The sequence below is a fragment of the Streptomyces echinoruber genome, from assembly GCF_014651135.1.
Lineage (GTDB): Bacteria > Actinomycetota > Actinomycetes > Streptomycetales > Streptomycetaceae > Streptomyces > Streptomyces echinoruber.
The window spans coordinates 33,674-56,384 of the sequence record NZ_BMWH01000019.1; the positions used below are offsets into that span (position 1 = coordinate 33,674).

General features: G+C 73.6%; 19 protein-coding genes. 7 read left to right on the forward strand and 12 right to left on the reverse strand.

Going from position 1 to position 22,711, the window contains the following annotated elements; all coding sequences use genetic code 11:
- Window positions 1–48: 48 nt before the first annotated feature.
- Window positions 49–585 carry an SSI family serine proteinase inhibitor gene (locus IE225_RS21075; RefSeq protein ID WP_190059148.1) on the forward strand — a complete coding sequence of 179 codons (537 nt, stop codon included), beginning with the start codon at window positions 49–51 and terminating at the stop codon, window positions 583–585.
- A gap of 283 nt (window positions 586–868) precedes the next feature.
- On the opposite strand, the gene treY is transcribed toward IE225_RS21075, so the two are convergent.
- Together treY and glgX are read right to left on the reverse strand one after the other, a co-directional pair.
- Window positions 869–3,256 (reverse strand): malto-oligosyltrehalose synthase, encoded by a 2,388-nt coding sequence (gene treY, locus IE225_RS21080; protein ID WP_190059149.1) that lies wholly within the window; start codon window positions 3,254–3,256, stop codon window positions 869–871.
- Between the two features lie 235 nt (window positions 3,257–3,491).
- Complete coding sequence (glgX, locus tag IE225_RS21085; protein WP_190059150.1) at window positions 3,492–5,609, reverse strand: glycogen debranching protein GlgX; 2,118 nt, start codon at window positions 5,607–5,609, stop codon at window positions 3,492–3,494.
- A gap of 182 nt (window positions 5,610–5,791) precedes the next feature.
- On the opposite strand from glgX, the gene IE225_RS21090 reads away from it, so the two are divergent.
- The 4 genes from IE225_RS21090 (at window position 5,792) to IE225_RS21105 (ending at window position 10,402) form a co-directional block, all read left to right on the forward strand.
- Window positions 5,792–6,613 (forward strand): Tat pathway signal sequence domain protein, encoded by an 822-nt coding sequence (locus tag IE225_RS21090; protein ID WP_190059151.1) that lies wholly within the window; start codon window positions 5,792–5,794, stop codon window positions 6,611–6,613.
- A 263-nt stretch (window positions 6,614–6,876) separates the two neighbouring features.
- On the forward strand, window positions 6,877–8,190 hold the full coding sequence (locus tag IE225_RS21095) for a copper amine oxidase (protein ID WP_190059152.1): 1,314 nt from the start codon (window positions 6,877–6,879) through the stop codon (window positions 8,188–8,190).
- Between the two features lie 103 nt (window positions 8,191–8,293).
- A complete protein-coding gene (locus tag IE225_RS21100; protein ID WP_190059153.1) occupies window positions 8,294–9,532 on the forward strand; it encodes a DUF5919 domain-containing protein in 1,239 nt (412 codons plus the stop codon).
- 147 nt (window positions 9,533–9,679) lie between these two features.
- Window positions 9,680–10,402, forward strand: coding sequence for a 3'-5' exonuclease (locus IE225_RS21105; RefSeq protein ID WP_190059154.1), 723 nt, complete (start codon window positions 9,680–9,682; stop codon window positions 10,400–10,402).
- A gap of 161 nt (window positions 10,403–10,563) precedes the next feature.
- Here the strand turns inward: IE225_RS21105 and IE225_RS21110 are convergent, their stop codons facing one another.
- Complete coding sequence (locus IE225_RS21110; protein WP_190059155.1) at window positions 10,564–11,427, reverse strand: phosphotransferase enzyme family protein; 864 nt, start codon at window positions 11,425–11,427, stop codon at window positions 10,564–10,566.
- Window positions 11,428–11,829: 402 nt separating this feature from the next.
- Window positions 11,830–14,085, reverse strand: coding sequence for an MMPL family transporter (locus IE225_RS21115; protein ID WP_190059156.1), 2,256 nt, complete (start codon window positions 14,083–14,085; stop codon window positions 11,830–11,832).
- A gap of 238 nt (window positions 14,086–14,323) precedes the next feature.
- Between IE225_RS21115 and IE225_RS21120 the strand changes: the two genes are divergently transcribed.
- A complete protein-coding gene (locus tag IE225_RS21120) occupies window positions 14,324–14,869 on the forward strand; it encodes a DUF1697 domain-containing protein (RefSeq protein ID WP_190059157.1) in 546 nt (181 codons plus the stop codon).
- An 86-nt stretch (window positions 14,870–14,955) separates the two neighbouring features.
- Window positions 14,956–15,588, forward strand: a complete 633-nt coding sequence (locus IE225_RS21125) for a TIGR03086 family metal-binding protein (protein ID WP_190059158.1) — start codon at window positions 14,956–14,958, stop codon at window positions 15,586–15,588.
- Between the two features lie 229 nt (window positions 15,589–15,817).
- On the opposite strand, the gene IE225_RS21130 is transcribed toward IE225_RS21125, so the two are convergent.
- The 8 genes from IE225_RS21130 to cysC form a co-directional block, all read right to left on the reverse strand.
- Entirely contained in the window at window positions 15,818–16,558 is a 741-nt protein-coding gene (locus IE225_RS21130; RefSeq protein ID WP_190059159.1) for a sirohydrochlorin chelatase, read from the reverse strand.
- Between the two features lie 6 nt (window positions 16,559–16,564).
- A complete protein-coding gene (locus IE225_RS21135) occupies window positions 16,565–17,470 on the reverse strand; it encodes an ABC transporter permease (protein ID WP_190059160.1) in 906 nt (301 codons plus the stop codon).
- Complete coding sequence (locus tag IE225_RS21140) at window positions 17,457–18,242, reverse strand: ABC transporter ATP-binding protein (RefSeq protein ID WP_190059161.1); 786 nt, start codon at window positions 18,240–18,242, stop codon at window positions 17,457–17,459. Before IE225_RS21140 ends, IE225_RS21135 begins: the two co-directional genes overlap by 14 nt.
- 36 nt (window positions 18,243–18,278) lie before the next feature.
- Window positions 18,279–19,427, reverse strand: a complete 1,149-nt coding sequence (locus tag IE225_RS21145) for an aliphatic sulfonate ABC transporter substrate-binding protein (RefSeq protein ID WP_373303244.1) — start codon at window positions 19,425–19,427, stop codon at window positions 18,279–18,281.
- A 206-nt stretch (window positions 19,428–19,633) separates the two neighbouring features.
- A complete protein-coding gene (locus IE225_RS21150) occupies window positions 19,634–19,765 on the reverse strand; it encodes a hypothetical protein (RefSeq protein ID WP_190059162.1) in 132 nt (43 codons plus the stop codon).
- 11 nt (window positions 19,766–19,776) lie between these two features.
- Window positions 19,777–21,132 (reverse strand): sulfate adenylyltransferase subunit 1, encoded by a 1,356-nt coding sequence (locus IE225_RS21155; protein ID WP_190059163.1) that lies wholly within the window; start codon window positions 21,130–21,132, stop codon window positions 19,777–19,779.
- A gap of 2 nt (window positions 21,133–21,134) precedes the next feature.
- On the reverse strand, window positions 21,135–22,070 hold the full coding sequence (gene cysD, locus IE225_RS21160) for a sulfate adenylyltransferase subunit CysD (protein WP_190059164.1): 936 nt from the start codon (window positions 22,068–22,070) through the stop codon (window positions 21,135–21,137).
- A complete protein-coding gene (cysC, locus tag IE225_RS21165; protein WP_190059165.1) occupies window positions 22,067–22,603 on the reverse strand; it encodes an adenylyl-sulfate kinase in 537 nt (178 codons plus the stop codon). Before cysC ends, cysD begins: the two co-directional genes overlap by 4 nt.
- Window positions 22,604–22,711 lie beyond the last annotated feature (108 nt).

Consider the following 22,711-nt stretch of genomic DNA (forward strand, 5'->3'; position numbering starts at 1 on the left):
AGCGCCAGAAGTACCAGAACCACCAGGGACATCGAAAACACAGGGCACATGAGGCACCCGGTCGCGGCCGCGGTGCGCGGCGCGGCCCGGCGCGCGCTGGTGGCCGCCGCCGCCCTCCTCGCCGCGGGCACGGCCCCGGCCCAGGCCGCCGCCGCGCACACCGCCCCCGGCGACTGGCTCTACCTCACCGTCACCCGCGCCGACACCCGGCCTCCCCTCGACCACGCCGGCACCCGGCCCCCCTTCGGCCACGGCGACGCCCGGTCCGCCCCCACCCGCGCCACCCTGCTGCTGTGCGACCCGCCGCAGGGTCACCGCCACGCGGCCGAGGCCTGCGCGCAGCTCGCCGCGGCCGGCGGGGACATCGCCCGCATCCCGCACCGGGACATGTTCTGCTCCATGGTCTACGCCCCGGTGACCGTGCACGCGCGCGGCGAGTGGTCGGGCCGGCCCGTCGACTTCACCAGGACCTACGCCAACCCGTGCGTCATGATCGCCCGGACCGGCGACGTCTTCCGCCTCGACGGCACCGAGCACGACCGCCGGGGCCAGGGCGCCGCGCGTCCCCCGCGTCTCCGGCCGTAGGGGTAGGGACGTCCCCGCGCGCGTGCCTCCGCCTCGCCCGGTCCCACGGACGCCGCCTGCGGCGACCTGCTGCGCGGGGCGTGGCCCGCACCGGGAGCGCACGGGCCGCGACCGGCACCGGCCGACCGCACGCGGCCCGCGACGGCCGACCGCGCGCGGCCCGCGACGGCCGACCGCGCGCGGTCCGCTCCCGCCCCCGCGGCCGCGGCGGGTGCCTGATCGCGGCGCCCCGGGCCTTCCCGGCTCAGTCCTCCCGGCTCAGTCCTCGCCCACCCGTTCCGGCTCAGTCCTCGCTCACCCGTTCCAGCAGGGCCACCGGCAGCGTCTCGAACAGTTCCGCCACGCGCACTTCCCCCGTGAACGCGCGGTCCGGCGCCAGCACGTCGGTCCAGCGCCCCGGCGGCAGCGGCAGGCGGGTGTCGCGCCAGCCGCCCGCCTCCGCGAGGCGCAGCGACAGGCGGGTGACGGCCGTGACGACCTCGCCGGAGCGGACGAAGGCCGTGCAGTGGGCGCCGGCCGGGCCCCGCGCGGCCAGCGGCTGGTACGTCGCCCGCGCGCCGAACACCTCGGGCCGCCGCCGGCGCAGCCGCAGCGCCGCCGCCGTCACCGCGCCCTTCTCACCGGGTTCCGGGGGCGGGAAGGGGACCGGGCGGCGGTTGTCGGGGTCCACCAGGGCCCGGTACTCGGCCTCGGTGCCCTGGTAGACGTCGGGGACGCCCGGCATGGTCAGGTGCAGCAGGGCCGTGCCGAGCACGTTGGCCCGCACGTACGGCTCCAGGCTCGCGCGGAAGGCGGTCACCCGGGCGCCGGGCGGTCCGCAGGGGCCGGCCGCGACGAAGCGGGCCACGGCCTCTTCGTAGGACGGGTTCTGCTCGGTCCAGCTGGTGTGCAGGCCCGCCTCGCGCACATGCTTCAGCAGGGCCTGCCGGACGCGGTCCTCGGGCGCCTCGCCGAGCCCGAACACCGTCTGCCAGGCCGCCCACGCCAACTGGCCGTCGGGCCCGTCCCCGCTGTCGGGCCCGTCCCCGCCGTCGCGTACGGCCGCCGCCAGCACCTCGGCCCAGCGGTGCGGGCACTCGGTGAGCACGGCCAGGGCCGCGCGCACGTCGGCGCTGCGCTTGGTGTCGTGGGTGGAGGCGACCGTGCCGGTGAGCGGCCAGTCGCGCTGCACGCGCGCGCAGTGGGCGTGGAACTCCTCCGGGGCGAGGGCCGGGCGCCCCGGGTTCCCGCCGACCTCGGTGGCCGACAGCAGCGGCACGTAGCGGTAGAACGCGGTGTCCTCGACCGACTTGGCGCGCAGCGCGGACGCGGTCTGCGCGAACCGGGTGCGGAACTCCGTCTGTTCCGGCCCCTCGCCGCCGCGCCGCCCGAGCAGCAGGTCGCGCACCACGTCGACCGCGCCCGCCTCCTCCGGCACCACGAACGCCCGCCGGGCCTGCGCGGCGGCCTCCTCGCTCACCACCGCGGCGACGTCCCCGGCGGCGTAGTACGGCCGGTACACCTCCAGGCGCACCAGGAGTTCCCGCAGGGCCGTGCGCAGCGCCCAGGGCGCGCGGTCGCGCAGCCCCGGGTCGGGCGAGGCGGCGCACAGGCGGCTCACCACCCGGGTCAGCCGCTCCATCTCGGCCGCCAGCTCGTGGTCCAGGACGAGGTACGCCGCCCGCCGCGCCGTCGCCGCCCACTGCCCGCCCCCGTCCGCCCGCGGCGCCGCGAACCGCCGGTACGCGGCGAGCAGCTCCGCCGCCCCCTCCGGGTCCGTGAACAGCCCGTCCACGTGGCGCAGGGCGTCGTAGCCGGTGGTGCCGGCGACCGGCCAGGCGGCGGGCAGCCGCTCGCCGTCGGAGAGGATCTTCTCCACGACCGTCCAGCGCCCGCCCGTCGCCTCGTGCAGCCGCGCGAGGTACGCGCCGGGGTCGGCGAGCCCGTCGGGGTGGTCGACGCGCAGCCCGTCGATCACGCCCTCGTGCAGCAGCCGCAGGATCGTGGCGTGGGTGGCGTCGAACACCTCCGGATCCTCCACCCGCACCCCGATCAGCTCCGAGATGCTGAAGAACCGCCGGTAGTTCAGCTCGGTGCGGGCCAGCCGCCACCACACCGGGCGGTACCACTGCGCGTCCAGCACCTGCGGCAGCGGCAGCTCCCCGGTGCCCTCGCGCAGCGGGAAGACGTGGTCGTGGTAGCGCAGCACGTCCCCGTCGACGCGCAGGTCGCCGAGCACGTCGCCGAGCGGGCCGCCGAGCACCGGCAGCAGCACCTGGCCGCCCTGCGCCTCCCAGTCGATGTCGAACCAGCGCGCGTACGGCGACTTCGGGCCCTCCCGCAGCACCTCCCACAGGGCGCGGTTGTGCCGCGGGGAGGCCGCCATGTGGTTGGGCACGATGTCCACCACCAGCCCCAGGCCGTGCTCCCGCGCGGTGCGCGCCAGCGCCCGCAGGCCCTCCTCGCCGCCCAGCTCCTCGCGCACGCGTGCGTGGTCGACGACGTCGTAGCCGTGCGCGGAGCCCGGCACGGCCTCCAGGACGGGGGACAGGTGCAGGTGGGAGACGCCCAGCGACGCCAGGTACGGCACGGCCGCCGCGGCGGCCGCGAACGGGAACGAGGGCTGCAGCTGCAGCCGGTAGGTGGCCGTGGGGGCCGTGGGGGCCTCCGGGGCGGGGGGCTCAGGTGTCATGGTGAGCTACGTACCCGCCTGGCGGTCTTTCGTGTCAGCGACTCCCCCACGCGCGGGCCCCCACGCGCGGGCCCCCGTGCGCGGCTCCCCACGCGCGGCCCCCTACGCGCCCCCACGCGCCCTCCACGCACGGCCTGGCGCGGATTCCGCCACGCGCGCGGGGGCCTTCCCCCGCGCCCCAGGGGCCTTCCCACCGCGCCTCGGAACCCCTGGAACCCTCTCCGCTGGGTTGTGCCTAGGCGGGCCGCTGCAGCACCGTCAGGCTGCGGTCCGGCAGCGTCAGCCGGTCCCCGGCCTGCACCTTGGGGCCGGTGCCGGGCGGTACGGCGTCCGCGCGGGAGGTGTCGACGACCACCTGCCACTGCCGGCCGTGGTTGACCGGGACGACGAAGTCCAGCGGCTCGGGGGAGGCGTTGAACATCAGCAGGAAGGAGTCGTCGACGATGCGCTCCCCGCGCGGACCCGGCTCGGAGATCGCGTTGCCGTTGAGGAACACCGCCAGGGCCGACACGTGCGCCGATTCCCAGTCCCGCTGCGTCATCTCCCGGCCGTCCGGCCTGAACCAGGCGATGTCCGACAGCTCGTCGTGGGTGCCCTCCACCGGCCGCCCGTGGAAGAAGCGCCGGCGCCGGAAGACGGGGTGCTCCTTGCGCAGCGCCACCACCGCCCGCACGAACTCCAGCAGCTCGCCGCCGTCCTCGCCGGGGTCGGGCCAGTCCACCCAGGAGATCTCGTTGTCCTGGCAGTAGGCGTTGTTGTTGCCGTGCTGGGTGCGGGCGAACTCGTCGCCGTGGCTGATCATGGGCACGCCCTGGGACAGCATCAGGGTGGCGAAGAAGTTGCGCATCTGCCGCAGGCGCAGCTCCAGCACCGCGGGGTCGTCGGTGTCGCCCTCCACGCCGCAGTTCCACGACCGGTTGTGGCTCTCGCCGTCGCGGTTGTCCTCGCCGTTGGCCTCGTTGTGCTTCTCGTTGTAGGCGACCAGGTCGTGCAGCGTGAAGCCGTCGTGGCAGGTCACGAAGTTGATGGAGGCGAGCGGCCGGCGTCCGTCGTCCTGGTACAGGTCGGAGGAGCCGGTCAGCCGGGAGGCGAACTCCGCCAGGGTGCGCGGCTCGCCGCGCCACAGGTCGCGGACGGTGTCGCGGTACTTGCCGTTCCACTCCGTCCACAGCGGCGGGAAGTTGCCCACCTGGTAGCCGCCCTCGCCCACGTCCCACGGTTCGGCGATCAGCTTCACCTGGGAGACCACCGGGTCCTGCTGGATCAGGTCGAAGAACGCCGACAGCCGGTCCACCTCGTGGAACTGGCGGGCCAGGGTCGCGGCGAGGTCGAAGCGGAAGCCGTCGACGTGCATCTCGGTGACCCAGTAGCGCAGCGAGTCCATGATCAGTTGGAGCACGTGCGGGGACCGCATGAGCAGCGAGTTGCCGGTGCCCGTGGTGTCCATGTAATAGCGCGGGTCGTCGGTGAGCCGGTAGTACGACGGGTTGTCGATGCCCTTGAAGGACAGCGTCGGGCCCAGGTGGTTGCCCTCGGCGGTGTGGTTGTAGACCACGTCGAGGATGACCTCGATGCCGGCCTCGTGCAGCGCCCGCACCGCCGACTTGAACTCCAGCACCTGCTGGCCGCGGTCGCCCCAGGAGGCGTAGGCGTTGTGCGGGGCGAAGAACCCGATCGTGTTGTAGCCCCAGTAGTTGTTCAGGCCCATGTCCACCAGGCGGTGGTCGTTGACGAACTGGTGGACGGGCATCAGCTCCAGCGCCGTCACCCCCAGCTCCACCAGGTGTTCGATGATCACCGGGTGGGCCAGGCCCGCATAGGTGCCGCGCAGCTCCTCGGGCAGCCCCGGGTGGCGCATGGTGAGGCCCTTGACGTGCGCCTCGTAGATCACCGTCTCGTGGTAGCCGTGCCGGGGCGGGCGGTCGTCGCCCCAGTCGAAGTACGGGTTGACCACGACGGACGTCATCGTGTGCGGCGCCGAGTCGAGGTCGTTGCGCCGGTCGGGGTCGTCGAAATGGTAGCCGTAGACCTCCTCGCCCCACCGGACCGAGCCGCTGATCGCCTTCGCGTAGGGGTCCAGGAGCAGCTTCGCCGAGTTGCAGCGCAGCCCGCGCTCGGGGGCGTACGGACCGTGCACGCGGTAGCCGTACCGCTGTCCGGGCATGACGCCGGGCACGTACGCGTGCCGTACGAAGGCGTCGCTCTCCCGCAGCTCGATCGCCGTCTCGGAGCCGTCGTCGTGCAGCAGACACAGCTCGACTCGGTGCGCGGCCTCCGTGAAGAGCGCGAAGTTGGTGCCGGCGCCGTCGTACGTGGCGCCCAGTGGATATGCCTCTCCGGGCCAGACCTGCATGGATACGACTCTTCCAGGTGTCGGACGGCGCGGGGAGCGCCTGAACCTTGAGTCTCCCCAAAAGTGAGGGAACCACGTATGACATACGTCCCTCTTACCGGGCGACCAGTGCACACCTCGGTGTGCCGAACCTAGTGGGGCAAACGAATACTCCCGGGACTGAGGGGGAGTAGGGGGAAAATGTGCGCACGATAGTGCACCGCCATCTGGGGAAGGTGGTGGCCGGTGCGGCCCTGGCGGTCGCCGGCACCGCCGTGATGGTGGGGATCACCCTGCCCGGTACGGCCGGGGCCGACGACACGGGAGGGGCGGCGGGCGGCGGTGCCGGCCGGGCCGCCCGGCAGGCGGCCGGGCAGGACGTGGCCGGGGCCGTCGCGCCGGGCGTCGTCGAGCGGGCGCCCGCGGAGGGCGACCGGGGCACCGGCAGCGATCCGCTGACCGACGACGAGATACGGCGGGCCGAGAAGATCGCCCTGAACCGGCAGATGCTCGCCTCCGGCGAGAACGTCGAGGGCGAGCGCGGGCCGCAGCGCCTCGGCGTCGAGCTCGCCGCGCCGGACGCGGCCGAACTGGACGACCCCGGCGCGCCGCGCCGCGCCGACGTGACGTTCTACGACTACAAGGAGGACCGGCTCGTCACCCGCACCGTCGATCTGGACAGCGGCAAGGTCGAGCACACCGGCACCCAGCGCGGTGTCCAGCCGCCGCTCAGCCGTGCCGAGACCGCCGAGGCCGCCCGGCTGCTGATCGCCGATCCGCTGGGCGCCGGCCTGCGCGCCGACTACCGGGACGCCACCGGCCGAACGCTCATCTCGCCGGACCAGCTCGAGCTGGACAGCATGATCTACAAGGCCGTGCCGGGGGCCCAGCCCGCCGTCCTCGACCGGTGCGGCGAGCACCGCTGCGTCCGGCTCTTCCCGAAGGTGCGCAACGGCCCGTGGATCGACGCCCGCGCCTTCGTGATCGACCTCAGTGCCCGCAAGGTGGGCCGGCTGGCCCACTGAGGGGCGCGGGCGCGCCGGCCGTCCGGTTTTCCTGAGCCTTCCGGCTCACCCGGCCGTCCGGGGTTCCCTGGGCGCTTCGGCTCGCCCGGTCGCCGGTCTCCTGAGTCCCGGCCCGCCGGTCGGCCGTCACCTCTTCGCAGGCGCTTCCGCAGGCACTTCAGGCACTACCGCAGGCGCTTTCGCAGGTGCTTTCGCAGTGCGCGGGCCCTGCTTCCGCGCAGGCATCCTTTCGGTCTTCCTTCCCGCACAGGAGTCAATAAGTCATGCCCATGGCAAGAAAGGGGCGCGCTCGCAGGCGCGCCGCCCTCGGCCTGTCCCTGGCCGCCCTCGCCGCCGCCGGCGCGGCCACCGGCACCGGCCCGGCCGCCGCCCAGCCCAAGGCGGCCTCCGCCGCGGCCGCCGAGTGCAGCGCCGCCTACCGGATCGAGCAGAAGCTCTCCACCGGCACCACCTGGCGGATGTGCTGGCACTACGAGCGCGAGGCCGGCCTCGTCCTGGAGCACGTCTCCTACCAGCCGCCCGGCGAGTCCCACCCGATCAAGGTCCTGGCCACCGCCAAGCTCGCCCAGATCCACGTTCCCTACGACGACGGCTCCGTCGAGTACAGCGACCTGACGGAGGCCGGCTTCGGCGAGGGCGTGCAGAACCTCTCACCCGCCGAGTGCCCCGGCGGCACCATCAAGACCGTCCGCGTCCCCGGCGCCGAAGGACAGGCCGACGCCAAGGGCCTGTGCACCACCACACGCGCGCGCGGGCACGCCTACCGCATGCAGAGCGACTCCGGCCGGGTCTACCAGGAGCAGGGCAAGGACCTGCTGGTCTACACCGTCAACAAGGTCGGCTGGTACGAGTACATCACCGAGTGGCGCTTCCAGGACGACGGCACCATCGGCATGAACGTCGGCGCCACCGGCAGCCTCTCGCCCTACGACTACGACGCCGGCGACGGCCGCGGCTGGCCGCTGGGCAACGGCGCCCGCGCCTACGCCACCAGCCACAGTCACAACGTCTTCTGGCGGCTCAACTTCGACCTCGACGGCTCCGCCAAGGCGAAGGTCGAGCAGTACGACTCCACCGTCAGCGCACCCGCGCACGGGCAGCAGGCCCCCAGCAACAAGACCACCCGCACGAAGATCACCAAGGAGCTCGCCGGCGACGCGAAGAACATGCGCTGGTGGCGGATCGTCAGCGCGACCGGCCGGAACAAGGACCAGCACCCGCGCTCCTACGAGATCGTCCCCGGCGCCGGCGCCAAGTACCCCGCCCGCGGCTACACCCGGCACGACGTGTACTTCACCGAGTACAACAAGTGCGAGCAGTTCGCCAGCGACAACCTGCGCGACTGCGGCGCCGGGCACGGCAAGTCCGTCGACACGTGGGTCAACGGCCAGACCCTCACCCACCCGGTGGTGTGGGTGAACGTCGGCTTCCACCACGTCGCGCGCGACGAGGACCAGCAGCCCATGCCCGTCCACTGGCAGGGCTTCTCCCTGGTCCCGCGCGACGTCACCGCTATGAATCCGCTCACTCCGGCGGATCTCGCGGACCAGAACGGGCGCCCCCGCGAAGGAAGTTGAGAAACATCCCGGCCCATCCGGCTGCAACGCCACCCCCATGCGGAGTACTCTTCCTTGATCGTTGAGACGGGGAGAGCCCGGGGGAGCGGAAGGCGGTGCACGGGTGGGCTCGGGAGGGCTGGAGCTGCCCCCTGGTGACGAGGGTCACGAGGGAAACTCCGCGGACGTCCCGCCCGGCGCGGTGTCCCTGGCCCGGCCGATGGACGCGGGGTCCATCGGTCCGGAGCTGGAGTGGGACGCCGACGCCTGGCGCGAGGTGCGGACGCGCGCCCAGCGGGCCGGCCGGGCCTACATCTGGCTGAACCTCGTCGAGCAGCGGATGCGCGCCGTCGTCGCCGCCGTGCTGCGCCCGGTCTACGAACCCGTGCACGGCGGCGACTGGGTGGTCGCCGCGGCCGGCCCCAGCGGCCAGGAGTGGGTGCAGCGCGCGGCCGCCGTCCGCGAGGTCAGCCGCCGCAAGGGCTACCTGCTCGACCCGGCCGACGACAACGTGCTCAGCTTCCTGACGCTGCCGCAGCTGCGCGAGCTGATGGTGCAGCACTGGCCGTGCTTCGAGCCGTACATCGACGACCGCCGGGACGTCGAACTCGCCCTGGACGAACTCGAGGTCACCCGCAACGTCGTCTCCCGCAACCGCGCCCTGTCCGAGGCCGTCCTCGCCCAGGCGGAGCGGGCCTCGGCCCGGCTGCTGGAGCTGCTCGGCGCCGGCGGCGACGTGCCCTCCGCGCGCCGGCTGCCCGTGGACGCCGTCGAGGACCTGGTCGGCGACCGGTATGCCGACGTGGTCGCCGTGCACCCGGACCGGGTGCGGCTGCTGCGGCAGTTCCCCGCCGAGGACATCTTCGGCGGTGCCCGCCGGCTGGACGCCATGGGCATCGGCCTCAACCTGCTCGTGCAGAACTTCTCCGGCCGCCGCCTGGTACGGGTCGCCGAGGCCGGCTGCCGGGTGCGGCTGCTGTTCCTCAACCCGGCCTCCAGCGCGGTCAAGCGGCGCGAACGCGAACTCGGCATCAAACGCGGGGAGCTGGCGCGCGCCGTGGAGACCAACATCCTGCACATGCGCCGCGTGCGCTCCCGGCTGCGCGACCCGGGCGCCTTCGAGATCCAGGTCTACGACGAGACGCCGCGCTGCACCGCCTACCTCGTGGACGGCGACGGCCCCGACGGCATCGCGGTCGTCCAGTCCTACCTGCGCCGGGCCCGGGGCATGGAGGCGCCCGTGCTGGTGCTGCGCAACGGGACCAGGGTGGTGAAGTCGGGCCAGCCGGACGAAGGCGGTCTTTTCTCCGCATACCGCGAGGAGTTCGAGCTGATGTGGGCGGATTCGCGGCCGGTGTCCTGACGATGGTTCGTCGCGGGCCGATCACTGCTCGGGGGGCGGTGCGCCGGCGCGGGGCGCGGCGGGGCGGGAGGCGGCCCTTCGAATGTCAGTGGCGCGTGCGATCGTGGAGGCCACCGGGGGAGAGCACCACCGAGGAGGGGGACCGCCATGGGCTGGCACCGTGAGCTGCTGATCGGCTTCGACCTGGAGACGACCGGCACGGATCCGCGCGAGGCGCGCATCGTCACCGGCGCGGTCGTCGAGGTCAGGGCGGGCGAGCCGGTCGGGCGCCGGGAGTGGCTGGCGGACCCGGGCGTGGAGATCCCCGCGGACGCCCAGGCCGTGCACGGCATCAGCACCCAGCGCGCCACTGCCGAGGGCCGGCCCGCCGACCGGGTCGCCGACGCCATCGCCGACGTCCTGACGGGCTACTGGAAGAAGGGCGTGCCGGTGGTCGTCTACAACGCCGCCTTCGACCTGACGCTGCTGTCGGCCGAGCTGCGCCGCCACGGCCTGCCGTCCCTGAGCGACCGCCTCGGCGGCGCGGCCCCCGCCCCGGTCGTCGACCCGTACACCATCGACCGCTGGGCCGACCGCTACCGCCGCGGCAAGCGCACCCTGGAAGCGGTCTGCGCCCACTACGGCGTCCCCCTCGACGCCGCCCACGACGCCACCGCCGACGCCCTGGCCGCCGCCCGCCTCGCCCACGCCCTCGCCGTCCACCACCCCGGGATCGCCGCGCTCGGCCTCGCCGAACTGCACCGGCGCCAGATGGTGTGGCACGCGGAGTGGGCCGCCGGCCTGCAGTCCTTCCTGCGCCGCAAGGGCGACGCGACGGCGGTCGTCGACGGGGGGTGGCCGGTGCGGGAGACGGCGGACGAGAGGGTGTGACGGTGGACGAGAGGGTGGGACGGCGGTCCGGGCACGGGCGGGCGTCCAGGTCCATGCGCCGGTCGCCGGGGACGTGCCTGCCACCGGAGACATGCCTGCCGCCGGGGACGGCCGCGGGGACGTGCCGCGCGGCGCGCCGGTCCGGCTCCGGCAGGCGGGGTTCAGAACGGGTACCAGCGCACCGTCTCGTCCCCGTCCCGCAGCGACGCCACCCGGCGGCGGAACTCGGCCAGCGCCTTCGGGTTGGCGGGGGCGTGCTGGGCGACCCACGCGCAACTGGCGGTCTCGCGGGCGCCGCGCAGGACGGAGCAGCCCTCCCACGCGCGCACGTCCCAGCCGTAGGCGCCGGTGAAGGCGTCGTACGCCTCGGTGGACAGGCCGTAGCGGTCGTGGGAGAGGGCCATGACCACCAGGTCGTGCTCGCGCAGGTCGGCGGAGAAGGTCTCCAGGTCGACCAGGACGGGCCCGTCGGGGCCGACGTGCACGTTGCGCGGGAGGGCGTCGCCGTGGATGGGGCCGGGCGGCAGGTGCGGGGTGAGCGCGGCGGCCTGCGCGGCGTAGGCGTCGCGGCGCTCGCGCAGGTAGGCGGCGTCCCCCGGGTCGATCGCGTCGCCCGCGAGCCGCAGCCAGCGCTCGACCCCACCCAGCAGGTCGCGGGCCGGCAGCGGGAACGGAGGGGCGGGCAGGGCGTGCACGACGCGCAGCAGCTCGGCAAGGTCATCGGGGCCGGCGGGCCGCACCGCGTCGGGCAGGCGGTGCCACACGGTCACCGGGTGCCCGTCGACCAGCAGCGCCTCCGGCTCGGCCGCCCGCACCGCGGGGACGCCCGCCTCGGCGAGCCAGAGCGCGACGGCGAGTTCGCGGCGCGCCCGGTCCAGGAGCTCCGCGTCGCGGCCCACCTTGACCACGAGGTCGTCCGCGGCGAACACCGCGTTCTCGCCCAGGGCGAGCAGCCGGGCCTGTGCCGTCCGGCCCGGCAGCACCCCCGCCGCGGCCAGGACGTCCCGCGCCCGTGCCTCGTCCATCGTCCGCCTCCCCGTGTCCCCTGTCGGTGGCCTGTCCGTGCCTGTCGACGCCTGTCCGTGTCTGTCCGTCGTCGTACGGCCCCGTCGTCGTACGGCCCCGTCGTCGTACGGCCCTGTCCGCCGCCGTCCGGCATCCGGGCGGCGCACCCGTCGCGGCGGCGGCCCGCCGGAAAGTGTCGCATTCGGGGCGGGGCGCGGCGCACGGCGGTACCCGGCGGACGGACGGTGGGCGGGCGGCGCGGCGTCGCAGGAAGCCGCAGGAAGCCGCAGGAAGCCGCAGGAAGTCGCAGGAACAGCAACCGGGCGTGACCGGACGGAAAGCGGGGTCCGTCGGCTCCCCCGTGACCGACGGGCCCCGCGCGGGCGGCGGGCGGCGTCCGGATGCCGCCCACCGCCCCGGTATCACACCGGCAGCCGCTCCCCCTCCCGCCGGTCCGCCGCGGCGGCGAGCGCCGCGGGCGACTCGTCGTGGGTGAGGTCGGGCAGGCGGTGCAGCCAGCGCGGCAGGTACCAGTTGCGCTCGCCGAGGAGGGCCATCACCGCGGGCAGCAGCACACCGCGGATGACGGTGGCGTCGATGAGGACGGCGGCGGCGAGACCCACGCCCATCTGCTTCATCGACTGCATGGACAGCGTGCCGAAGATCGCGAACACCGCGACCATGATCACGGCGGCGCTGGTGACCACCCCGGCCGTGGTGACCACGCCGTGCCGGATGGCGTCCCGGGTGGTACGGCCCTGCAGTCGTGCCTCGCGGATGCGGGAGACGACGAACACGTGGTAGTCCATCGACAGGCCGAACAGGATCACGAACAGGAACAGCGGCAGCCAGGTGATGATGGCGCCCACGCCCTGCGCGCCCACCAGCGAGGCGCCCCAGCCGTGCTGGAAGACGGCGACGAGGATGCCGTAGGCGGCCGCCACCGACAGCAGGTTGAGCAGGATCGACGTGATCGCCACGGTCAGCGAGCGGAACGACAGCAGCATCAGCAGGAAGGCGAACACCACGACGAACACGAACACCGGGGCCACGGAGCCGACCAGCTGGTCGTTGAAGTCGTGCGAGCCGGCGACCTCCCCGGTGATGGGCGCCTGGACGCCCGGCACCCTGCCCAGCGTGGCGGGCCGCACCTCGTCGCGCAGTTTCTCCAGGCCGGTGCCGGCCTTGTCCAGGTCGGAGCCGCCGACCAGCGGGACGTCGACGACGGCGACGTTCTGCGCCGCGTGCACCTTGATCTCCACCGGGCCGCGGGAGGCGCCGGAGCTGACGGCCGCCTCCTGGAAGCGGGCCAGTGCGCCGCGCACCTCGGGGGCCTGGATGTCCTTCGCCCTGACGACGACCTCGGCCGGCTGCGACCCGCCGGGGAAGGCCGCGTTGACCCGCTGGTAGGTCGCGACGATCGGCAGGGAGTCGCCGAACTCCTGGTCCAGGGTGAGGTTCTGCGTCTTCATGCCGACCGCGGGCGCGGCCACGGCCAGCAGCGCGCCGGCCGCGACGAGCACCGACACCAGGGGGCGGGCGAGCACCCCGCGCAGCACGGTGTTCCAGAAGCGGCTGCCCTCACCGCGCGCGGTCCGCCGCCGCTGCGCCCGGTGCAGGAACGGCACGCGGCCCTTCTCCACCCGCTCGCCCAGCAGGGACAGCAGCGCCGGCAGCACGGTCACCGAGCCCACCATGGCCACCGCGACCACGATCAGCGAGGCCAGGCCCATCGCCTCGAAGTCGGCGAGCCCGGTGAAGAGCATGCCCGCCATGGCCACGCACACCGTGACACCGGAGACGACGATCGCGCGGCCGCTGGTGGCGGCGGCGATCCGCAGGGCGGTGCGCGCGTCCCGGCCGGCGGCGCGCTCCTCGCGCTCGCGGCGCAGGTAGAACAGGCAGTAGTCGACGCCGACGGCCATGCCGACCAGCAGCATCACCGAGTTGGCCACGTCGCTCATCGGCATCAGGTGGCTGACGACGCCCATCAGGCCCATCGTGGCCATGATCGCGGTGAGGGCGAGCGCCACCGGCAGCAGCGCCGCCACCAGGGCGCCGAACGCGATCAGCAGGATGCCGAGGGCGACCGGCACCGCCGAGTACTCGGCCTTCTGGAAGTCGTCGCCGAAGGCGTCGTCGAAGGTCTTCTGCATGCTCGCGCCGCCGATCTCCTCGATCCGCACCGAGGAGTGGTCCCGCTGCACCCCGGCGACGGCGTCGAGGACGGGCTCCACCCGCTCCCCGGCGGTGTCCGCGTCGCCCTTCACGTCGAACTGCACCAGCGCGCTGCGGCCGTCCTTCGAGATCGTCCGCGTGTCGTAGGGCGAGCGCACGTCCGTGACGCGGCCGGTGGACCGCACCGCCCGCACCACGTCGTCCACCGCGGCCCGGAACCCGGCGTCGGTCGCCTTCGGACCGGGGCCCTTCGCCTGGACGAGGACGGTCTCGCCGGCCGGTTCCTCGATCCCCGCGTCCTCGATGATCCTGGCGGCGGTGTGCGTCTCTCCGCGGAGCTGGTCGCTGTCCTTGACGTCGACCCGGCCGGCCGCCGAGCCCAGCCCCATGGCCAGGACGACGAACAGCACCCAGATGCCCACGGCCGCCCATCGGTGCCGCGCGCTCCAGCCGCCGGCCCGGGCGGCGAGGCCGCGTACCTGATGTGGTTCCTTCCCCATGACGGGCTTGCCCCCTCGAGCGGGGCGGCGGCCCCCTGCCACCGCCTGACCTCTCGACCGTATGGGCCGGACAAGGACGTCTCGTCGTGCTGCCCGGTGACATCCCCGCAGGTCCGGCTCCTCCCGCCGGAGGCCGCCGCTCACCGCGCGGGAGGACTCCGGTCCCTTACACCTATCGGTGCTTCTCGGGGTCACCACTCAGGGAGTCACCGCTCGGGGACGGCCCTAGGGTGGGCCCATGACGATGTACGCGGCGCTGCTGCGCGGGGTCAACGTGGGCGGCAACCGGAGGCTCCCGATGGCGGAGCTGCGCACCCTGATGCAGCAGCTCGGCCACGACCGGGTCCGCACCCACCTGCAGAGCGGACAGGCCGTCTTCGCCGCCGCGCACGGCGACGAGGACGTTCTGGCCGCCGAGCTCGCGGACGCGATCGAGGAGCGGTTCGGCTTCCGGGCCGGCGTGATCGTCCGCGGCCACGCCTATCTGGCCTCCGTCGTTGCGGCCTGCCCGTTCCCGGCCGCCGAGCCGGCGGCGAGGCAACTGCACGTCACCTACTTCGACCGGCCCGTCGACCCCGGCCGCTTCGCCGGCATCGACCCGGACGCCTTCCGGCCCGAGGAGTTCCGCCTCGGCGACCGCTGCCTGTACCTCCACGCCCCCGGCGGCCTGGGCCGCTCCCGGCTCGCCGCGCGGCTGGCCCGGCCCCGGCTGCTCGACGGCCTGGTCGCCACCACCCGCAACTGGAACACCGCCGTCAAGCTCGCGGAGCTGACGGACGACTGAGCGCGGGCGCGGGCCGCGGGTGCCGGACGGCACGGGCGTCGCGTTTCTTCAAGAACCCCGGGCGCGCCGTTCCTAGCGTGGGGCGCATGAACGGCAACGACGCGAACCGCCCGACACGGCAGGACATCCACCGGTACATGACCGAGTGCGCCGCCGAGGCCGCCCGCATCGCGCGCGGCGTCCCGGCGGACCGCCTCACCGAACCCACGCACTGCCCCGACTGGGACCTGCGCGACCTGGTCAACCACTGGGTGCTGTACACCTCGTACGGTCTGGAGCACCGCGCCCGGCGCACCCCGCTGCCCGAGGAGCTGACCGCCCGGGACTTCACCGCCGACCCCGGCTGGGCCGAGGCGTACGCCGCTCAACTCGACCGCGCCGTCGCCGCCTGGGCGGACCCGGCGGTGTGGGAGGGCGAGGTCGACCTGGGGCCGGCGGCGATCCCGGCCGTCGACATCGCCTCGATGATCGTCAAGGAGATGGCGGTGCACGGCTGGGACGTCGCCGTCGCGACCGGGCAGGAGGTGCGGATCTCCGACGAGGCGGCCCGCTTCGTCCTCGACGTCGTCCTCACCCACGGCGACCTCTACCGCAGGTACGGCGGCTTCGCCGACCCGGTGCCCGTCCCCGGCGACGCCCCCGCCTTCGACCGCGCGCTCGCCGCCAGTGGCCGCGACCCGCGGCGGGCGTCCCCCGCACGCCCGGCCCCGCACCTGTGACCCTTACGGGCCCAACACCTGTGACATTTACGGGCCTTGTGACGCTGAAGAGAGAAACGGGCCGTCTGCGGACCGGTACGGCGGGGGAGCGCCGGACCGCGGGCGGCCCGTTCCGCACCCGGACGGGCGGCGCACGGCACCGGATCCGCCGGGGTGTCAGGGCGTCGGGGGAGCCGCCCGGCGCGTTCCGGCGGGGCGTGCCCCCGCCGGAACGCGCCGTTGACGGCTGTCAGGCTCCGACGGCCGCCAGCGCCGGGGTGCGGGCGGCGTCGTAGCGCCGCAGCAGGACGCGGGCCACCTCGGGTGCCGGACCGAGCACGTCGGCGAGCACGTCCGCCTCGGCCGCGCCCCGCGCGATGCGGTCCGGCAGGAAGCCGGGGGCCAGGACGTACGGGGCGACCGCGACCTTCGCGCAGCCCAGGGCCCGCAGCTCGCGCACCGCGTCCTGCGTGCGCGGAAGGGATGCGGAGGCGAACGCGGGTCGCACGGCGCACCAACCGGTGTGCCGCCACTCCCGCGCGATACCTGCGATCACCGCGATCGCCTCCGGGTCGGAGGACCCCGCCGAGGCCAGCACGACCCCGGTCGAGGGCTTGTCGGCGGGCGTCAGCCCCGCCTCGTACAGCCGCCGCTCCAGCGCGGACAGCAGCAGCGGCGAGGGCCCCAGCACGTCCGCCTGACGGATCCGCAGCCGGGCCGGGGCCTCGCGCAGCACCGCCGGGATGTCCGCCTTGGCGTGGAACGCCCGCGTCAGCAGCAGCGGCAGGGCGACGACGTCGCGCACCCCCTGCGCCGCCAGGGACTCCAGCACCCCGTGCACGGACGGGACGTTGAAGTCCAGAAAGCCGGTCTCCACGCGCAGCCCCGGCCGCAGCGAGCGGACCCGGCGCACCAGGGCGTGCACGGTGGCGGCGTGGCGCGGGTCGCGGCTGCCGTGGGCGATGACGAGAAGAACCGGGTTCTCGGGCATGGGAGGTCAGCCCTTCACCAGCAGGCCGCGGCTGCGCAGCACCCACCGCTCCAGCGGACTGAAGATCAGCAGGTCGATGGCGATGCCGACGAACAGGATCAGGAGGATGGCCTCGAAGACCATGGACATGGAGCTGGCGTTGCGGCCGTTCTCCAGCAGCGCGCCGAGGCCGATGCCCAGGTCGGGGGAGGAGGCGATGATCTCCGCGGCCATCAGCGAGCGCCAGGAGAACGCCCAGCCCTGCTTCAGGCCGGCCAGGTAGCCCGGCAGGGCGGCCGGCATGACGATGTGCCAGGCGCCCCGCAGGCCGGTGGCGCCCATCGTGCGGCCGGCCCGCAGGAACAGCGGGGGCACCTGGTCGATGCCGGAGACCAGGCCGTTGGCGATGGACGGCACGGCGCCGAGCAGGATCACCGCGTACATCATCGAGTTGTTCAGGCCCAGCCAGATCACCGCCGGCGGCACCCACGCCACCGACGGCAGGGACTGCAGGCCGGACAGGACCGGGCCGATCGCGGCGCGCACGGCCTTCACCCGGGCCACCAGCAGTCCCAGCGGGGTGCCGAGGGCGAGGGCGAACAGGAAGCCGAGCAGGCCGCGCGAGACGCTGGTCCAGATGTAGCCGAGGAGCTCGCCCTTCAGCCAGGCGTCCCGGAACTCGCCGCCCACGTCCGCGGGCGAGGGCAGCTTCGTCGGATCGTCGACGATCCGCAACGAGATCAGTGCCTGCCAGACGGCCAGCACCACGGCGACGGCGACGACCGGCGGCAGGATCTTGTGGAAGAGGGTCTGCCGGAACGGCGGCCGGCTCGCCGCCTGGACCTCCAGGGCGTCCAGGCCCGCCTCCAGACCGCCGAGGCCGTCCTCGACGGAGGCGCCCGGCGCCGTGCCGGTCGTGTCAGTGCTGGCCATGACGGCGGATCTCCCCACGCAGTACTTCGGTGATCTCGAGGGACAGTTCGGCCACCGGGGCGTCCTCGATGCGGCGCGGCTGGGGGATGTCGACCCGCCACTCGCGCGCCACCCGGCCCGGCCGGGACGACAGCAGCACCACGCGCTGGGCGAGCCGGACGGCCTCGCGCACGTTGTGCGTGACGAACAGGACCGACACGCCCGTCTCCTGCCAGATCCGGGTGAGTTCGTCGTGCAGCACGTCCCGGGTGATGGCGTCGAGCGCCGCGAACGGCTCGTCCATGAGCAGCAGCCGGCTGTCCTGCGCGAGCGCGCGGGCCATCGCCACGCGCTGGCGCATGCCGCCGGACAGTTCGTGGACGCGCTTGCCGTGGGCGCCCTTGAGCCGGACCAGTTCCAGCAGCTCCTCGGCGCGGCCCCGCCGGTCGCTCTTCGGAACGCCCCTGAGTTTCAGGGCGAGTTCGATGTTCTTGCCCGCGGTCAGCCACGGGAACAGGGCGTGCTCCTGGAACATCAGGGCCGGCCGCCCGTGGGTGGTGATGCTGCCGGCGGAGGGCTCGTCCAGGCCTGCCACCAGGTTCAGCAGGGTGGACTTGCCGCAGCCCGAGGCACCCAGGAGGGTGACGAACTCGCCCGGCGCGACATCCAGCGTGATGTCGTCCAGCACGAGCTGCCGCCCGGCGGGCCCGGTGAAAGACTTCGAGACGTGCTCAATGCGGGCGGCGTGGTCGACCGACTCGGCGTCGGCGGCCTTGGCGAGGGCTGTGGCCATGGTCGTCACCTCCTGGGAACGCTCGGACAATCGGGCTCACCGGACGCCGAGACCGGCGTCGGAGACGGCGGGCTCGCCCTCGGCCTTGAGGATCTTGTTCAGAAGCGTCAGGTCGTAGATGCCGTCCAGCTTCGGCTGCTTCAGCAGGCCGGCCTTGACGGCGTGCTCGGCCTCGGTGTCGAGGGTGGAGGCCAGCGGGTCGTCGGTGATCCGGATGGACTTCCACGCCGGGTCGAGGACGTCGGCCGGCAGGGTCTTGCCGGAGTCGGCCTCCAGCTGCCGGTTCGCCGCGGCCTTCGCCGCGTCGGGGTGGGCGTTGATCCACTTGTTGGTCTCGACCGAGGCCCTCAGCACGGCCTCGACGACCTTCGGGTGCTCGGTGAGGAACTTCTGCGACACGACGACGTTCGTGATCACGAACTTCTTGCCCGGCCACAGGTCGGCCTCGTCGAGCAGCACCTTCGCACCCTCGGCGACCAGCTTGGACGCGGTCGGCTCGGGCACCCACGCGCCGTCGATGGAGCCGGACTTGTAGGCGTCCGGGGTGACCTTGTTGTCGGTGCGGACCACCGAGACGTCGCCCTTGCCGCTCTGCGCGCCGACCTTCCAGCCCTGCCGGGCGATCCAGTCGAGGAACGCCACGTCCTGCGTGTTGCCGAGCTGCGGGGTGGCGATCTTCTTGCCCTTGACGTCCTTCAGCGACTTGATCTTCTTCGGGTTGACGACGAGCTTCACGCCGCCGGAGGCGGAACCGGAGACGATGCGCAGGTTCTTGCCGCCGGACTTGGTGTAGCCGTTGATCGCCGGGGACGGGCCGATCCAGCCGATGTCGATGGATCCGGAGTTCAGCGCCTCGATCTCGGACGGACCGGCGTTGAAGACCTGGTACTTGGCCCGGGTGGCGCCCAGCTCCTTCTGGAAGAAGCCCTTCTGGACGCCGACGAGCGCGGTGGCGTGGGTCAGGTTGCCGAAGTAGCCGATCCTGACGGAGTCGAGACCGTCGATCTTCTCGGCTCCGGCGGCGATCTTCTGCTGCGAGGTGCCGTCGTCGGCCTGGGAGCCGTAACCGCAGGCGGTCAGGGCGAGGAGGGGGAGGGCGGCGAGCGCCGCGAGGCCGCGGCGGAGCAGGGCGGCGGGGGTGCCCCCGTCCGAGCGGGTTCGGGAAGGGGGAAGAGTGGCAGGCACGGGAGGCTCGTCCTCTCGTTGGCCCGGCGGTCACGGCCCGTCAGGTCGTGGCCGGGAAGTCGGCAAAGGTCTTCGTCGCTTCCGGGACGGTGGGGGTACCTCCCTGCTCGTGGGGGTCCCCCCGCTCGAGCGGAGCCGAGAGCGGGGGAGAAGCCGAGAGCTTGGGGGAGGGTGGGGGGATCGGGCGCGCGGGCGGTGCGCGTACGTCAGCGCGCACATCGCGCCACTCCGCCCTGCCCGCTGCCCAGGGCGCCTCCCCCGTACTTCGTCCGGGGGGACCCCCAGCCGACGCGGCCGCCCTCCTTCGCGAACGTCGAGGAGAAGTCGGTGGTCGTCATGCCGGCGGTCCTCAGAAGTCCCAGCCGTCGTCGTCGGCCCGGTCCTCGACCGGCTCCGGGGAGCCGAACGACTCGCCGACCATGCCGGCGGTCAGCGTGGTGCCGTCGGCCGGGTCGAGGAGGATGAACGAGCCGGTGCGGCGCGAGTCGGCGTAGGAGTCGAGCGGCAGCGGCTCGGCGGTGCGGATCTTGACGCGGCCGATGTCGTTGGCGACGAGCCGGCCCGGGTGCGGGTGCAGGGACAGGTCGTCGAGGGTGAGCCGGGACGGGATGTCCTTGACGATCGCCTTCACGGTGCGGGTGCCGTGCTTGAGCAGCACCCGGTGGCCGACGGTGAGCGGGATGTCGGCCACGTGGCACACGGTCGCCTCCACGTCCTGCGTGGTGGCGGGCGCGTCCTTGCTCGGTACGATCAGGTCGCCGCGGGAGACGTCGAGGTCGTCCGCCAGCAGCAGTGTCACCGACTGCGGTGTCCAGGCCACGTCGACCGGCGTGCCCAGCAGGTCGATCCCGGCGATGGTGGTGGTCCGGCCGGAGGGCAGGACGGTGACCTGTTCGCCGACCCGGAAGGTGCCGGCGGCGATCTGCCCGGCGTAGCCGCGGTAGTCGGGGTGCTCGGGGGTCTGCGGGCGGATGACGTACTGCACGGGGAAGCGGGCGTGGCAGTGCGCCAGGTCGTGGCTGACCGGGACGGTCTCCAGGTGCTCCAGGACGGTGGGTCCGCCGTACCAGTCCATGTGCGCGCTCGGTTCCACGACGTTGTCGCCGTTGAGTGCCGAGATCGGGATCGCGGTGACCTCGGGCACGCCCAGCTCGGTGGCGTACGCGGTGAACTCCTCGGCGATGGCCGCGAAGACGGACTCCTGGTAGCCGACGAGGTCCATCTTGTTCACCGCCAGCACGACGTGCGGCACGCGCAGCAGGGCGGCGATGGCGGCGTGGCGGCGGGTCTGCTCCACGACGCCGTTGCGGGCGTCGACGAGGATCACCGTCAGCTCGGCGGTGGAGGCGCCGGTGACCATGTTCCGGGTGTACTGCACGTGGCCCGGGGTGTCGGCGAGGATGAACCGGCGGCGCGGGGTGGCGAAGTAGCGGTAGGCGACGTCGATGGTGATGCCCTGCTCGCGCTCGGCGCGCAGGCCGTCGGTGAGCAGCGCCAGGTCGGGGCCGTTGTGGCCGCGGGAGGCGGAGGCGCGCTCGACGGCCTCCAGCTGGTCGGCCAGCACCGACTTGGAGTCGTGCAGCAGGCGGCCGACGAGCGTGGACTTGCCGTCGTCGACGGAGCCGGCGGTGGCGAAGCGCAGCAGGGTGGTGGCCGACAGCTGGTCGACCGACAGCGGCTGGGCGGGTTCGGTGGTGCTGGTCATCTCTAGAAGTACCCCTCGCGCTTGCGGTCCTCCATCGCGGCCTCCGACAGCTTGTCGTCGGCGCGGGTGGCGCCGCGTTCGGTGAGCCGGGAGGCGGCGATCTCGGCGATCACCTTCTCGATGGTGTCGGCGTCGGAGTCGACGGCACCGGTGCAGGACATGTCGCCGACGGTGCGGTAGCGCACCCGCCGCTTCTCGACCCGCTCGCCCTCTCTCGGGCCGCCCCACTCGCCGGCCGTCAGCCACATGCCGTTCCGCTGGAACACCTCGCGCTCGTGCGCGAAGTAGATATCGGGCAGCTCGATGCCCTCGCGGGCGATGTACTGCCACACGTCCAGCTCGGTCCAGTTCGACAGCGGGAAGACGCGCACGTGCTCGCCGGGGGCGTGGCGGCCGTTGTACAGGTTCCACAGCTCGGGGCGCTGGCGGCGCGGGTCCCACTGGGAGAACTCGTCGCGCAGGGAGAACACCCGCTCCTTGGCCCGGGCCTTCTCCTCGTCGCGGCGGCCGCCGCCGAACACCGCGTCGAAGCGGTGGTGCCGGATGGCCTCGGTCAGCGGCAGCGTCTGCAGCGGGTTGCGGGTGCCGTCCGGGCGCTCCTTGAGCACGCCCCGGTCGATGTAGTCCTGCACCGAGGCCACGTGCAGCCGCAGCTTGTGCCGGGCCACCGTGCGGTCGCGGTAGTCCAGCACCTCGGGGAAGTTGTGCCCGGTGTCCACGTGCAGCAGCCCGAACGGCAGCGGGGCCGGCGCGAACGCCTTCAGCGCCAGGTGCAGCATGACGATGGAGTCCTTGCCGCCGGAGAACAGCAGCACCGGGTTCTCGAACTCGCCCGCCACCTCGCGGAAGATGTGCACCGACTCCGACTCCAGCGCGTCCAGGTGCGACAGGGCGTACGGACTGTCGGTCTCCTCGTGCACGGCAGCAGCGATGGTCATGCCAGGCCCCTTTCGGTGAGCAGCGCGTACACCGCGCCCGCGGACTCCTGCACGGTCTGGTGCTGGGACTCGATGCGCAGATCGGGCGCCTCGGGCTCCTCGTACGGGTCGTCCACGCCGGTGAGCCCCGTCAGCTCGCCCGCCGCCTGCTTGGCGTACAGGCCCTTCACGTCCCGCGCGCTGCACACCTCCACCGGCGTCGCCACATGGACCTCCAGGTACGGCGTGCCGTTCTCCTCGTGCCGCTTGCGCACCGCCTCCCGGCTGTCGGCGTAGGGCGCGATGACCGGGACGAGCGCCTTGACGCCGTTGCGGGCGAGCAGTTCGGCGACGAAGCCGATGCGCTGCACGTTGGTGTGCCGGTCCTCGCGGGAGAAGCCGAGGCCCGCGGAGATGAACTCGCGGATCTCGTCGCCGTCGAGCACCTCCACGCGGTGGCCCTCGGCGCGCAGTCGGCCGGCCAGCTCGTGGGCGATGGTGGTCTTGCCGGCGCTGGGCAGACCGGTGAGCCAGACGGTGGCTCCGCTCGTCACGTCAGTCTCCAAGGTCGCAGTGGTCGCGGTGGTCGCGGTGACGGCACCGGCTGTAGCAGCCGTGGCTGTGGATGCCGTGTGCGTCGCGGTGGTCATTGCGGTGGTCGC

Coding starts and splice junctions, on each gene's coding strand:
- IE225_RS21075 (WP_190059148.1), top strand. CDS start 49: ATGAGGCACCCGGTCGCGGCCGCGGTGCGCGGCGCGGCCCGGCGCGCG.
- treY (WP_190059149.1), bottom strand. CDS start 3,256: ATGACACCTGAGCCCCCCGCCCCGGAGGCCCCCACGGCCCCCACGGCC.
- glgX (WP_190059150.1), bottom strand. CDS start 5,609: ATGCAGGTCTGGCCCGGAGAGGCATATCCACTGGGCGCCACGTACGAC.
- IE225_RS21095 (WP_190059152.1), top strand. CDS start 6,877: ATGCCCATGGCAAGAAAGGGGCGCGCTCGCAGGCGCGCCGCCCTCGGC.
- IE225_RS21105 (WP_190059154.1), top strand. CDS start 9,680: ATGGGCTGGCACCGTGAGCTGCTGATCGGCTTCGACCTGGAGACGACC.
- IE225_RS21110 (WP_190059155.1), bottom strand. CDS start 11,427: ATGGACGAGGCACGGGCGCGGGACGTCCTGGCCGCGGCGGGGGTGCTG.
- IE225_RS21115 (WP_190059156.1), bottom strand. CDS start 14,085: ATGGGGAAGGAACCACATCAGGTACGCGGCCTCGCCGCCCGGGCCGGC.
- IE225_RS21120 (WP_190059157.1), top strand. CDS start 14,324: ATGACGATGTACGCGGCGCTGCTGCGCGGGGTCAACGTGGGCGGCAAC.
- IE225_RS21125 (WP_190059158.1), top strand. CDS start 14,956: ATGAACGGCAACGACGCGAACCGCCCGACACGGCAGGACATCCACCGG.
- IE225_RS21130 (WP_190059159.1), bottom strand. CDS start 16,558: ATGCCCGAGAACCCGGTTCTTCTCGTCATCGCCCACGGCAGCCGCGAC.
- IE225_RS21135 (WP_190059160.1), bottom strand. CDS start 17,470: ATGGCCAGCACTGACACGACCGGCACGGCGCCGGGCGCCTCCGTCGAG.
- IE225_RS21140 (WP_190059161.1), bottom strand. CDS start 18,242: ATGGCCACAGCCCTCGCCAAGGCCGCCGACGCCGAGTCGGTCGACCAC.
- IE225_RS21150 (WP_190059162.1), bottom strand. CDS start 19,765: ATGACGACCACCGACTTCTCCTCGACGTTCGCGAAGGAGGGCGGCCGC.
- IE225_RS21155 (WP_190059163.1), bottom strand. CDS start 21,132: ATGACCAGCACCACCGAACCCGCCCAGCCGCTGTCGGTCGACCAGCTG.
- cysD (WP_190059164.1), bottom strand. CDS start 22,070: ATGACCATCGCTGCTGCCGTGCACGAGGAGACCGACAGTCCGTACGCC.